General features: G+C 67.3%; 15 protein-coding genes. 7 read left to right on the forward strand and 8 right to left on the reverse strand.

What is annotated here, in order from left to right; all coding sequences use genetic code 11:
* Positions 1–33: 33 nt before the first annotated feature.
* The 3 genes from FE633_RS13080 to FE633_RS13090 all read right to left on the reverse strand — a co-directional run bounded on the left by FE633_RS13080 (position 34) and on the right by FE633_RS13090 (position 3,250).
* Complete coding sequence (locus tag FE633_RS13080; protein WP_138045288.1) at positions 34–1,182, reverse strand: protein kinase domain-containing protein; 1,149 nt, start codon at positions 1,180–1,182, stop codon at positions 34–36.
* A 192-nt stretch (positions 1,183–1,374) separates the two neighbouring features.
* Positions 1,375–1,950 (reverse strand): hypothetical protein, encoded by a 576-nt coding sequence (locus FE633_RS13085; protein WP_138045289.1) that lies wholly within the window; start codon positions 1,948–1,950, stop codon positions 1,375–1,377.
* A 238-nt stretch (positions 1,951–2,188) separates the two neighbouring features.
* Complete coding sequence (locus tag FE633_RS13090; RefSeq protein WP_138045290.1) at positions 2,189–3,250, reverse strand: hypothetical protein; 1,062 nt, start codon at positions 3,248–3,250, stop codon at positions 2,189–2,191.
* Positions 3,251–4,214: 964 nt separating this feature from the next.
* Here FE633_RS13090 and FE633_RS13095 point away from each other — a divergent pair.
* Positions 4,215–4,856, forward strand: coding sequence for a hypothetical protein (locus tag FE633_RS13095; RefSeq protein ID WP_138045291.1), 642 nt, complete (start codon positions 4,215–4,217; stop codon positions 4,854–4,856).
* 44 nt (positions 4,857–4,900) lie between these two features.
* Here FE633_RS13095 and FE633_RS13100 read toward each other — a convergent pair whose 3' ends face one another.
* The 5 genes from FE633_RS13100 to FE633_RS13120 all read right to left on the reverse strand — a co-directional run bounded on the left by FE633_RS13100 (position 4,901) and on the right by FE633_RS13120 (position 9,259).
* Complete coding sequence (locus FE633_RS13100) at positions 4,901–5,824, reverse strand: FAD-dependent oxidoreductase (protein WP_138045292.1); 924 nt, start codon at positions 5,822–5,824, stop codon at positions 4,901–4,903.
* Complete coding sequence (locus FE633_RS13105; protein ID WP_171059938.1) at positions 5,821–6,411, reverse strand: cysteine hydrolase family protein; 591 nt, start codon at positions 6,409–6,411, stop codon at positions 5,821–5,823. Before FE633_RS13105 ends, FE633_RS13100 begins: the two co-directional genes overlap by 4 nt.
* Positions 6,408–7,577, reverse strand: a complete 1,170-nt coding sequence (locus FE633_RS13110) for an XRE family transcriptional regulator (protein WP_138045294.1) — start codon at positions 7,575–7,577, stop codon at positions 6,408–6,410. The genes FE633_RS13105 and FE633_RS13110 overlap by 4 nt, the downstream gene beginning before the upstream one ends.
* Positions 7,578–7,802: 225 nt before the next feature.
* Entirely contained in the window at positions 7,803–8,504 is a 702-nt protein-coding gene (locus FE633_RS13115) for an ATP-binding protein (protein WP_138045295.1), read from the reverse strand.
* Complete coding sequence (locus FE633_RS13120) at positions 8,501–9,259, reverse strand: GntR family transcriptional regulator (RefSeq protein WP_138045296.1); 759 nt, start codon at positions 9,257–9,259, stop codon at positions 8,501–8,503. Before FE633_RS13120 ends, FE633_RS13115 begins: the two co-directional genes overlap by 4 nt.
* Before the next feature lie 446 nt (positions 9,260–9,705).
* Between FE633_RS13120 and FE633_RS13125 the strand changes: the two genes are divergently transcribed.
* From FE633_RS13125 to FE633_RS13145, 6 genes are all read left to right on the forward strand, one after another.
* The gene (locus FE633_RS13125) at positions 9,706–10,413 is read left to right on the forward strand and encodes a hypothetical protein (protein ID WP_138045297.1); all 708 of its coding nucleotides are present in this window, start codon (positions 9,706–9,708) and stop codon (positions 10,411–10,413) included.
* A gap of 14 nt (positions 10,414–10,427) precedes the next feature.
* The gene (locus FE633_RS47165) at positions 10,428–10,580 is read left to right on the forward strand and encodes a hypothetical protein (protein WP_171059925.1); all 153 of its coding nucleotides are present in this window, start codon (positions 10,428–10,430) and stop codon (positions 10,578–10,580) included.
* A gap of 387 nt (positions 10,581–10,967) precedes the next feature.
* Positions 10,968–11,468: an ATP-binding protein gene (locus FE633_RS13130; RefSeq protein WP_138045298.1), complete on the forward strand. Its 501-nt coding sequence runs from the start codon at positions 10,968–10,970 to the stop codon at positions 11,466–11,468.
* A gap of 171 nt (positions 11,469–11,639) precedes the next feature.
* Positions 11,640–11,960 (forward strand): WhiB family transcriptional regulator, encoded by a 321-nt coding sequence (locus FE633_RS13135; protein ID WP_342791167.1) that lies wholly within the window; start codon positions 11,640–11,642, stop codon positions 11,958–11,960.
* A gap of 213 nt (positions 11,961–12,173) precedes the next feature.
* A complete protein-coding gene (locus FE633_RS13140; protein ID WP_138045299.1) occupies positions 12,174–12,401 on the forward strand; it encodes a hypothetical protein in 228 nt (75 codons plus the stop codon).
* Between the two features lie 158 nt (positions 12,402–12,559).
* Entirely contained in the window at positions 12,560–12,751 is a 192-nt protein-coding gene (locus FE633_RS13145) for a DUF5999 family protein (RefSeq protein ID WP_138045300.1), read from the forward strand.
* Positions 12,752–12,806: the final 55 nt, after the last annotated feature.

Genomic DNA, 12,806 nt, shown 5'->3' on the forward strand with positions numbered 1-12,806 from the left:
TCAACTCCGCGAGCGTTCCGTCCTGATGTGCGTTCAGGACTGCACGTGCACGGTGACGAACAGGTCGCCGGGCTCGCCTCCGTGTATGCCCGGCGCGCCCAGCCCCTTCATGCGTGTCTGCTGGCCGTCCCGGACGCCGGCGGGGAAGCGGACCCGCATGGTGTGGGACTCGCGGATCTGGCCGGACCCGTCGCAGGAGCGGCACCCGCCCGGTCCGTGCTTGGCGACCAGGAGGGCAGCGCACTCCGGGCAGGTTCTGCGGGCGGTGCGCCTGAGCGGGATGATCGCGCCGAAGGCGGCTTCGTCCTGGCTGAGTGTGACCTCGGAGGTGAGGTCTCGCCCACGGATTGGCGACTCTGCGCCGAGGTTCTGCTCGCCGATCCCTTCGAGGATGTCGGCGACCTCCTGCCCACAGGACGGGCGGTGTGCTGGATCCTTGGCCAGCAGGCGGGCGACCAGGTCGTCCAACTCCGGCGGCACGTCCTGGCGCAGGGAGCGCAGCCGCGCTGGCTGCTCGTGCAGATGCTGGTGGACCAGGTGCCAGGAGGTGCCGTCAAAGGGCCGTCGGCCGACGACCATCTCGAACAGCACACAGCCCAGCGAGTACAGGTCGGAGCGGAATTCAAAGTCGCCGGAGAAGCACTCCGGGGCCATGTAGGCCGGCGTGCCGATCAGTACACCGGTGGCGGTGATGTCGTGGCGTACGTCCGAGCCCTTGGTAATGCCGAAGTCCACCACCTTCGCCGTGTCAGGCAGGACCATGACGTTGGACGGCTTGATGTCCCGGTGGACCAGGCCCGCGTCGTGCGCGGCCTGCAGCGCGTCCCCGACACAGACCGCGATCCGCAGCACCTCGGGCAACGTCAGGCGTCCCGAGGCCAGTTTGGCGCTGAGCGGTTCGCCGTCCAGCAGCTCCATCACCATGTACGCGAGCGGCTGACCGTCGTGCACGCTGGAGCCGAAGTCGTGGACAGTGACGATGTTGGGATGGGACAGACCGCCGGCGACCGAGGCCTCACGGGCGAACCGGGCCACGTCACGGCCTCCGTCCCCGGTGAGGATCTTGACCGCGACCAGCCGGTCCACCTTCGGGTCGTGCGCCTTCCAGACCTGGCCGAACCCGCCCGCACCGAGCTGCTCGATGAGCCGGTAGCGCCCGTCCAGCGCAGCTCCTGCCTGCACGACTCCCCCTTCGGAGCTCACCGCAACGCACCGCGTTTACCAGGCGTGTACCCGTCACGGTAGGCCGGAGGAACCACCTAGGGCAGCAAAACTTGACCAGCCGTCACGCCGGTGTCTGCGGTAATGGCGCCTTCTTGACGGCGGCCGCGGTCCCAGCTGACGTCCTTCTCGAAGCATGATCTGACGATGCCGCTACGGTTGCCTTCGCATGTAGTCGGGCCCTATGTTGACCTGCCAGTCCTGCACGTTGGTGATCTGATCGAGAAGGATGTCCAGCGCGGTGCAGGCCTCGCCTGCTCGACGGGCGAACTCGGGGACGTCGACGTAGAGCGGATCGGGGCGAGCCGGGCTCGTCGTGCCGCCCTTGACCTTGACCATGCTGTACCGCAGCGCCTGGCCATCCGGATCGAGAGCGTGGACCTCATCGCAGAGCGATCTGACGTCACCCTGAATGTGCATACGGAACATCGGTGCGAGCTGGACGAGGTAGTCAGCAAGGACCCCGAGCTGATGAGTCCGCGCCAGCTCCTTGCCGATCTTCTCCACAACCGCTGGTGGCTGGTCTCCCGGATTGACCTCGAACGTGATGCTGTCGACCAGGGTCCGCAGGGCAGCCTTCAGACCCAGTTCGAGAGCGTGCCGGTAGTTGTACAGCACGACCAACGCCAGTGAATCGTCGGCGCGGTCGTCGTACCAGTGCTCGGCAACGAGGTCGGCCGCCGTGCGGAACGCGAACGCAATCTCCGCGTCGGTCTCCAGCTCCGTCACAGCAGCTCCGGAGGAGGAAGTCGTTGGCCGCCCGCCGATGACCGCGTAGTCCCTTGTCCAAGGGCTCGGGCACGAACGGGAGAACACAGCACGACTCGTCATGAGAGACATCTTGGAGGCCGGACGACCGAGGTGGGAGCGCTTTACGCGGCCGCCAGGACACCCGAGACCCTGCCAGCGTCGGACCGGGACACCTGGACGGCGGCCCCGGTCGACGCTCATAAGCCGCCCCGACTGATCAGACAAGGCTCCGGACCTCGAGACGCTCGGCTTGGGCAATGGCGAACTGGCACAAGCGGTGACCGTAGAGGTCAAGGGCGTCGTCCGGGTCCTCGGCGTAGTGGTCGGCGACAGTCGGCCAGTTGTTCCAGGTGGCGCGGGCGGCAGCGCGGGCGGCGTCGGTGCGCGGGCACTCAGCCCCGGCCTCCAGGCGCTGCTTGACCTTGATCCAGGCCGCCCACTCGGGGTTGCTCATCGGTGCTGCGGCCTGCTGGGCCTCTTCAGTCTCCCTAGCGAGCTGCTGGTCGTACGCCGCGACGACGGCCAGGCGCTGGGAGATGAACATGTCCGGGCGCTGCGGTCGCCACCGCATGCCGGAGCACATCGCTGTGAGCTCGGCGGCGATCTCATGGGCGTCCAGGCCGCGGTCGGTGAACGGGCGCAGCACGTACTCCAGGCGTCGAAGCGGCACCGTCTGCGTCCAGGAGACGAGAGCGCGCACCAGCCGGATCGTCCGCTCGGCGCGCCGGACGTCGTTCGCCGTCCGGCGGCGGCCGTTGATCGGGGTGCTCTGGTGGAGAATTCGCGTCTTTGACCGGCTCGCGCGCTGGCGCGAGGTGTAGTTACAACCCTCCACCATCTCCACCTGACCCACTTCCTTAACCCAGGTACGGGATGGGGTCTCACGGTCCTCCGAACTCTGGTTATCCACAGGCGAGTTATCCACAGCCTCCACTTGGTCAGGAGACACAGGCGCGGTGCCGCGCTGGTCGATGACGATCCGGGCTGCGTAGCCGGAGCCGACGATGGTGTGGCCGTGCGCGTCGTCGTAGGCAGCAGGGATGACCGCCCCGTACACCGTCGCCGTCCCCGCATACCCGGCCAGGCCACGCGCGCGGCGCACATTCGTCCGGCTGCCGTGCTCCACCCATACCAGAGACCCCAGCTCCCGCAGATAGGCCACATGCCGACTGATCGTCGCTCGCGACAGACCCAGCCGCGCCACCATGCCCTCCAGGCAATAGCGCACATGACCCGAGTCGAAATCCATCCGCTCCGTCAGGTCACGCGCGATCGTCACCGTCGTCGCGGAGGCACGCGGATGCAGCCCAGCATCCACTAGCCACTCGACCGACCGGAGCCATCGTCGCGGCCCAGAGCGCCGCGACCTGGTCCGCGCGACGACCTGCTCCTCCGCCGGTACCACGGGCACGGAAAGCGCCCCGCCCGGAACCAGCCCGGAACGGGGTGACGGAGCGACCGCGGCCGGAACCGCCACGGCGCTCACTCGGCCGATTCAGGCACGTGCGACCTGCGGTGTGACGTGGAATGTGACCGGAAAGACGCCACAAAATGCGCCAACCGGGCATGGATGGGCTGACAAAGGGCAGCCCAATGCTGCAACATGGGTCATGCCTCGCTTCGACATCGAGGTGGGCATAACGAAGGGCTCTTTGGCTCTTCGTGGTTCGCGGAGAACCGAGTTCGAACCGACCGGACAGCTGCTAACTGCCTGGTCGACTCCTTCGGGAGGGCCTGCTAAGCCCACCCGGTGGCAGATGGGACGCCACAGCCGAGGTGACCGCTAATCACCTGGGTGGCCGGGCGTCCCGGCGGCTGGAAGACCCGCTCAGCGGGCACCGCCCATCGCGACTACTCCATCTCGCCCCCGTCCGGGGCAGAGATACGCCCGCAGCCGGATCGGCACGGGAAGACAAATACGGCACCCAGCCGGAGCGACGTACGAGCCATCGCTGCCACGGCAGGTGCCTTGGTGTGTGTCTGTCCGAGGGTACGGGTACCCTGCATCATGTCGAGACCTTCCCTGGATAGGTCTGCGGCCGTGCCCCGGAGCTCCACCTCGCGGGGCGTAACCATGTCCATATCGATCTTATTCACGGACACGGTACCCCCCTGAGATCCCACAACGACACCCCGGTACCGCTCGTGTCGCCAATAGCTGAGCGCCTCTTGACGGAAAGCCAGAACCCTCGATCACCTGCCCTGCTCCACACCCGAGGAGTTGCACAGGCATGATGAGTGACATGCAAGCGACGCAGAAGCCGAGGAACGACGACTTCCTCGACGTGGAGACCTTCGCCAGCGCCGGGCAGCAGGACCGCTACGTCGCGGCCATGCACCGCATTGCCACAGAGCGCCGCCCCGGCAACCCGGTCCGCGTCTACGTCAGCGCCGCACCCAAGACCGTCAACGACTCCAACTGGGAGCGATGGCTCAAGAGCATCACCGAGGACCTGCCCGACGGGGTCGAACTCCTCCACTACCGCTCCGCTTTCGAGGAATCCCGGTACGACTGGGACACGCTCGCAGGGCGGCTCGACGGTCTCGTCGTCATCGGACGACCCAAACGCCTTGGCAGTCGGGTACACGTCCTCGGACCCGTTGCCCGTCTCGAACTCCGGTCGTTGGTCGCTCAGAAGCCCGTCTTGCTCTTCACCCACAACCTCGGCCTCGTCCCAGTCATCGACTGCATGAGCCAGGTCATGCCCCCGGCGGATGCGCCGCGGCTCAAGCTCATTGCGCCCAAACGATGGAACCGCGATTCGCGCACGCTCCACGCTGCCCTGGACGCCCTTCGGCCAACCGGCCTCGACAGGCAGGAGCCTGAGCCGCGCCGAAGCACGCAGGCTCACCTGGAGGCTCCATTTGCCGTCGGCGCGAGCTGACCGCTGATGGCGGGTGCACCGTGGTGCCCAGCCTTTCGGGAGAATCATCGAATCCCGCCCCCACCGGGCAGCGCGGTGTCGTAGTAGTAGGCGAGCACGGCCTCGGCCCCCGACCCCTGTGCGGTGGCCACACGCTGGTAGCGCGCAGACCGAAGGTCCCCCGCGATCCGGATGCGTCGGTGCTGCTGGCGGGGCGGACAGTAGCCGTCCTCGCCAGAGACGAGCCCACCCAGAGCAGCCGGCTTGTTGCCCAGGTTGTTGAGCACTGACATAGCGGCGTAGATGGTCTTGGTCCCGTCCTGGTCGTTCACCGTGACCGTCCAGCCGCCGCCGTACGTGGGCTTGGTAATCGCCGCGTGCGAGACGGGCACGAGCCGTACGCGATTGTCGTCCTCGACTTCGGCCGCTTTGTATGTGTCGGCCGGTGGGCACAGCACGTGCAGGGTTGTCGTCACCTTCGGATGAGCTCGCAGCCAGGTCCCGAGAGGACGATCTCCGCCGAGGACGTAAGTTCGGCCAGTGAGCTCCTGTGGAGTGGCGCGCCAGAGCGGTGGAGCGAAGAAGTCGGGGGAAGCGGTTATCCATTCCGCGTCGGCCGGAGCCAGGTCGGTCACGCCTGTGGCGACCACGATGAACTCCGCGGTGAGCACGCGTCCGTCGTCGAGTGCGAGTTCGGCCCGGTCGTCGTGTCCGCTCGTCTTCGCCGCGAGGCCCTCCACTACCGTGCACCGTCCGGCCTTCTCCAGGCGCTCCAGGTCCGCTGCCAGGGCCTCGGCCAGCTGAGGACCGGTCGACCAGCTGCCCGGTACGTTCTCCAGGGAGCTGATCCTGTGCAGTTTGCCGCCCACAGGGCCGGCCTCCAGCACCATGGTCCGCAGGTTGAGGCTGGCCGCCATGACCGCGGCCGCGACCCCGGCCGGGCCGGCGCCGACCACGAGCACGTCGGTGTCGTATGACGGTGCATTCACGCGGGGGCTCCCTGGGTTCCGTTGATGCGGGACAGGACGATTTCGCTGGTGACCAGGTGGTCCGGACTGATGTTCCGTGCTGCCATCTGCAGCGCCGCGTCGTGGTACTGGGGTCCGCCGGTGGAGGCGCAGGCGTCGGTGACGATCCATGGCCGGTAGCCGTTGTGATAGGCGTCCCGGGCCGAGTCGTATACACATGCGTCCGTGTCGATGCCGCACAGCACCAGGTCGGTCCATCCCGCATCCCGAATGAGCTGGGCGCCCTCGGGTGTGAAAACGGAGGCCTGGTCTTTGTCGATGACGGCGGCCGCCTCGTCGGCGAATGGAGCGAGTTCGGCGGCGAGAGCCTGCTCCTCGGGTGTGCGAAGCCGGGTCCACCCGGTGATCGTTTCGTACGGCGAACCTGGTTTGTTGTGGAACCGGCTCAAAACCACGGGTGCGCCAGCTGCCCGCCACCCCTCAATGAGCCGCGCGATCGCGGGGAGAACACCACGGCTGTGCCGGTTGACGAAGCCCTGCTGTACGTCGATGACCAGCAGCGCTGTCGAACGAGGGTCCACCCAGTCCGCCTTCCATATATCTGTTATGGGTTGCTGTCTCGCAGTGCGTCCTGGGCGGCGCGCAGCCGATCAGGAAGTTCGCTCGTGGCCAGGATCGCCTCGCGCATCACCCGATGCTGGGCGGTCTCCGTCGGCCTTGCGGTGGTTAGCCGGACGTATGCGCCGCGCAGGAAGCGCCACCCGTACGCCGGGGGCATCACCGGGTCCTGTCCTTCCTCGATCATGCGCAGGATGTGGGACGACAGCGCCCACAGCGCCTGGACGTCCAACTCCAGAGCAACGATCTGGCTTGTCGTCAGGGCACGTTCGTCCGGCTGCGGGTGATAGGACACCCCAGACCAGCCGGCCACTCCCCGTGAGGCACCGCCGTCGAACGCCACCGCTTCCGGGTGCTCCCAGCCGTCGCCGAACTTGGCGTCTTCAATACCCGCTCCCAGAGGCCTGATGTTCTGCGGGTCCTGGCGGTTGACCAGGACCGACGGTGTCGTCAGCAACTGCAAGGCGGGATCGAGCCCTGCTTTCGTCCACGAGTGATCACGCAACTCGTACACGGACAGGACGTACTCCGGATCCGGTGACGGATCAACGGCTTTCCCGTCAGGGCTGTGCTGCTCCAACAGGCGTGTCATGCGCTGACCGGCCCAGGCCCGATCCGTCAGGTACGAGCGGTAACGCCACACGGCCAACTCGGTAAGTGTGTCCACGCGTTGGTGCTCTTCGAGAAGCACCAACGCGATCCCACACGCGAAGACGTGGACCGTGGAGGTGTGTGCCGTTCGATGCTCACCGGGCAGAACTCGCTGCTCAAGGCCCCCCGGGCCCGATGGCCGGGGAGCTGCGGCTGCGTACAGCGAGCTGAGTCGTTCCCCCAGGTACACCGGCAGGAATTTGTGCGAGACCACGGTGCACGGCGCTGGCTGGGCTATCTCAACCCCTGTGGGACCAACGGATTCGCCCCGCAGTGCCGCCAGCCGGAAGCGGAACGCCTCCTGCTCTTCCGGCGTGCACTGGGCGAGTGCCGCATCAAGGATCTGGGCCGTTGAGGGACGGCATTTGCGAGTTGGTTTCTCCTTCCAGTGAGAAACCGTCCGGGGACTGATGCCGAGGTCGTCGGCGAAATTGCGGACCGACAGGCGTTTCACCGACTGCAGCAGCAGCCCCTCTTCACCTGTCCACCGATCCACAGCGATCACTACACACCCCCTCGGCAGCCCTTGGCCAGGCAGATGAAGCCGTATTGCCACGCTGAGTCCACACCACTGCTACACGAGGGCATCTCGCTCACCGCCCATGACCCGGAAGCTAGTTGGAGTCGGAACCAGCCATTCAGCCATCGGTCGGAGGACCTCATGCCGAGGATGCGCCTGTCAGGCCGACTCAACGTCGCCCCCAGGCATTTGGGCGCAGGTGCTACTGCTCTACACCTCGTCATTTCGGGCTCCTTGGCCAAGGGAGGCCAGCAGTCCGTCCAGCTGCCCGTCGTACACAATGTGCGCCTCCTCAGCGGTCGGCGGGCGGAAGCGGCCCGCGAACCTCTTGAGGTCTTCCTCGCTGAACTCGATCGAGTTCGCGTCGACCGTCGCCAGATTGTTGCGCTCCTTGATCCGTTCCCACCGCACCTCGTGCGGTACAGGCAGGTAGACGAGCACGGGCACGCCGCCGGCCTCCGCGACGATCGCGCTCCATTCGGCGCGCTCCTCTGGCGTCCAGAAGCCATGGTCAACAACGGTGTCGTGACCGGCCATCAGGTGGTTCCTGAGTTCGATGGAGATGTCCTTGAGGACCGGTGCCTCCCGGACACGGAACTCGCCGCGGGGAAAATCACGGCCGTAGTGGCCGTAGCGCCGGAACATCTCCTCGTCCGGGCAGAGCCGCTGGTAGCCAGCCTGCTCAAGGGCGCGGGCCAGCGTCGTCTTGCCTGCGCCCGGCATTCCTGTCATGAGGACAGCAAGCGGACCGCGCCGCGGTCGGCCGGTCAGGGCTGCACTGATGCGCGTGATCTCGGCTCGTCCTTCTCCGGTCAGGGATCCGGTGCGCTCGGCCTGCAACAGATCACCAAGTCGTGCTTCGAGGCGGCAAATAAGCGTGTCGTCGAGAACCTCGACCCTTTGGGCGATCACTGCGCCAAGTCCGAGGTGGTCCGTCGTGTTCTGCCGGGAGCGCCCAAGTCGACTCCGTACTCAAGGAGTTCGCCGTCGGCGTCCAGGAACCTCGCGGTGAGTACCAGGATCGCCGCGACCACGTCGCTCTCCAGTTCCAGGAGCTTGAGGTCTTGCTTGGTGGCGATGCGTGCGGTCTCTTCATCTACGCGCTTGAGGACTTCTCGTCCGGTGGCCTGCGCAATCAGGTCAAGCGACAGGCCGCCCTTGAGGCGCTTACTATTCACCAGGTCCGGGAGAATCCGGGCGAATTCCGCCGGGATCCAGGACGTCGAGTGGGCGACGATCCCATGAGTATCCCGATAGACACGGCTTCGGCGAATAACATCGTCGCCAGTGGCGATGCCGAGCGCCATAGCAACGTCCTCGGGAGCGGCGACGATGCCTGCCGTGTGGCCGCTCGACTTCTCGCCGGCGTCCCAGGACGATTTCGTTCTGCCGCTGCGGTCGTGGCGCTCGGCGCCGGAAGAGAGCGACACGGGGCGTCCCACGACTTCCGTACCGACACCCGGAATGCCCCGGACGAGCTGCTCGTCACGCAACAGCTTCATGGCCCGGTCGGCCGTGGCGGTACTGACATTCCACTGATCTGCCAGGGCCCTGATGCTCGGCAGCAGATCGCCCGGCGACAGCCCACCGGAGCTGATGCGCGCGCGGTAGTGCTCCGCGATGCGTGCATACGGCGGCCGGTTATCAGCGCGGGGTCCCCCGGGCATACCGCCTCCTTCGCTTCGTCAGATGCCTCACTATACCGCTTGACACCTGAGGGTACCTGAGGCAACCTGATGTATGTAAGGCGGCGGTGATCCTCCGGGAACACAGCGTGACCCCTTGCAATCAACCGAATAGCGCAGCTACGTCGGAAGCTCTGAGTGCCGGGTGACGAACCACGAGGTCCCTGGCCGGCCCGACGGGAGCTACAGACAGCAGTTGCGCTGCCTGTCCTCCACGATTTGACCAGCAGTTTTATGCGCGGGTCGGCTCTTGGCGGGCGGGGAACGCAGCGAGTGTCACACCACCCAGGGAGTTCTTCGTGCGCCCCAGCCCTCTCCCCCCGTACCTTGCCCGCGAGTTGAAGCCGCAGGACCTCAATCTCCGCGACGGTGAGAAGCCGATGATCCGCTGCCCTGAGTGCGGAACCTGGCGGTTCTTGAAGCGCAGCATGATCCAGACGCATCACCCTGGCCAGGAGGACGTGAAGAAGGGGGAACGCGCGCCGCGCTGCCTTGGCAGTGCCCGCCTTGTCGACTTCCACGGTTTGACCGTCGAGGAGTGGGGTGCCGCACTGGTCGAGGGTGACCTTGAGGCTCAGGCGCGGCGGAGTGCACGGCAGTTCAGTAAGCCGGCCGCGCCCGCGGGGCAGCCGGTCCACCGCCTGTCCCGCACCGCGCAGATGTTGCCGCTTGAGCGTGCGCGGCAGGCGATCGCCCGGCACCAGGCTGGCTGCAAGGTCTGCCGTGGCGGCAAGCGGTGCCGGATGCCGGTGATTCTGGCCCAACGCGAGGCGGGCCGAACGGGGGTGGCGGCGCTGGAGCGCGCACTGCGGGCGGTCGCCCGGCACCGTGTCGGCTGCGTCGACTGCAAGCGGGGCCAGTTCTGCCCGATGGGCTACGAGTTGGCCGAGCGGAAGGCGTGGACGGTGCAGACCCGCGAGGACGTGGCCCGGCAGCAGGTCCGCGAACAGCGGGAGGAGCAGGGCTGGGAGCGTGGCCGCGAGCGCCGCAGCTCCCGCAAGCGTGCGTCGGACTGGCGCCGCCTGGAGCCCGCGGTCCGGCGCACCGACCGGGAGCGCGCACAGCGCCCGGCTGATACCGACTCCCCGAACGACCACACCAGCGTGCCGCTGGAACCGCTCCACATCTCGCGATGACACGGAGGGATTACATGAACAAGGTCAACATCGAGCGCGAAGAGATCAACGGATACGAGATCCTCATTGCCGACGGTGAGTTGTCCTGCGTCCTCCGCCGCACGCACGACGAGCCGCTCGTCGAAGGGACGCCGGACGAAATCCGTGAGCACTGCCGGACCCACTGAGCATCGGCGACCACGGCCACCCTCACCCGCAACTCCGCCGGTGGGTCGGCCGTTCTGACTCGTTCCTGCGTTACCTGCGATCGCCGCCCGCGAGACGCGCGGCGATGGCAGGGGGCAGCAGGACCTCTTCAGGTCAGCAGTCCCGCTGGGTTGGCCTCCACCAGGGGAGGCCAACCCAGCTGTGAAAACCGAAAAACGAGGACAGCCCCCGGGATGCACCCCGGGGGCTGTTGTCGGTCGCTGAAGTTCATCGCGTGAGAGGAACACGACCTTGCTGGAGAACATGATGACATCCCGCGCGCCGATCGGTGCAGAGGGGGACGAGAACCCGAGCCAGGCTGACGAGGCGCTGCGGCGGGTGCAGGGCGGTAACGGGGGTGGGACGCGGTGACCGCGACGGTCTTCGGGACCGGAACGCTGCACACTGTGGCCACGGATGAACGGCCGTCGCTGCCCGACCGTCAGCCGGATGTGGTGGTGACCGAGCGTGAGCGTGGCTTGCGCGTCGAGCTGACGGCCTCTCCACGGGCCTTCAGCATTGTCCGCGCGCTCACACGGTCGGTGCCTGCGGACTACGGTGCCGACCCGGGCCTTGCGGAGTCCGCCGAGCTCATCGTGTCCGAGCTGATGGGCAATGTCGTGCGGGTCAGCCCCGAAGATGAGCCCGTGCCGCTGATCGTTGAGGTGTACGCCAGCTCGACGGGCGTCGAAGTGATCGTCCACGACGCCGTTCCGGGACAGCCGAACCGCCGGGACGACGTCGCCCTGGACAGTGCCGAGGCGATGGCCGGGCGCGGCCTGCACCTGCTCGACCTGCTGACCGATCGCTGGACGGTCGAGCCGTCGCCGCTCGGCAAGCAGATCCGGTGCCACCTCAGGGCTGAGTAGCACCACCGGTTGCACGGAGGGCGGACGGCCGGAAGGTCAGCCCTGCCAGCGCAGCACCGCCGCACCAGGCGGGGCCGGAGATCACCGCATCCGGCCGCCCTCTTCCCCAGCAGCCCCAGGGACTCCGCGTTCCTGGGGCTGTCCGCGTCTGCGATTACAACGGAGGACCCCATGCTGGACATTCAGGACCTCGTCAGCCTCTCCGCTGCCCACAAGCCCGCCGCCTCGGACGGCGTCGACTGGCGGCACAACGCGGTGTGCCGCGAGGAAGACCCCGAGCTCTTCTTTCCGATCGGCAACACCGGTCCCGCGTTGCTGCAAATCGAGGAAGCCAAGTCGGTCTGCCGCCGCTGCCCGGTCATGGAGCACTGCCTCCAGTGGGCCCTGGAGTCCGGCGAGGACTCCGGCGTGTGGGGTGGGCTGAGCGAGGACGAGCGCCGCGCCATGAAGCGGCGCGCAGCCCGGAACCGCGCCCGCCAGGCCCGCGCCTGACACCCACACCACATGCAGCCCTGCGCTGCCCGTCGGCCACCGTCACCGCCCTCGCGGCTGGACCGGTGGCCGACGGAGTGCGCAGGACGCACTTCCGCAGCGGTCGATCGATCTCATCGACCGCGTTCTTCCCCTTTCGGAGGGCGGGCCCAGCATGCGGCGAACCCGGACGCACTCAGGCGTTCGCCGCAGTTCTCTTCTGAAGGAGTCGTCATGGACAAGGACCAGAAGCGTGCGGCGTTCGAGGCTCGCCGGGACGAGAAGCGTGCGGCGTTTGCAGCTGAGCGAGAGAAGAAGGTCGCGGCGTTCGAGGCTCGCCGGGACGAGAAGCGTGCGGCGTTCGCGGCTGAGCGAGAGAAGAAGGTCGCGGCGTTCGAGGCTCGCCGGGACGAGAAGCGTGCGGCGTACGAAGGCCGCAAGCCTGACCGCAACGGGGCCTGAACTTCCCCGAGCTGTCGCCCTTGCCTAGCCCGTCGTCACCGGCCCGGCGCGTGCCAGTCCGGTGGCGGCGGAGAACGCAGGGACGAGGTCGCGCCGAACCACCTGGTGCTGCCGCTTCCCGATCCACAACGCCCCCGACATCCCGAGGGAGATCCCCGATGTGCACGCACTCACCGCTCTGCCCGACCACCGACAGCCCCGACCGTGAGGCCGCCCGCGTCATCGCCGGCCACCCGGAGCAGGGATGGAGCCTGCTGTGCAACGGGCTCCTCATCTTCGACGACACCGGTGAACTGCTGCCCGACGGGCAGATCATCGCTCCTCGCCGGCCGGCCGTAGCCATGGCCTGACGGTCGACCACTCCGCTCGGCGGGCTAACCACCCCCGAACGCCGCCCACTTGGGC

Origin of the sequence: Streptomyces montanus (assembly GCF_005786655.1) — a bacterium.
Taxonomy (GTDB): Bacteria; Actinomycetota; Actinomycetes; order Streptomycetales; family Streptomycetaceae; genus Streptomyces; species Streptomyces sporangiiformans.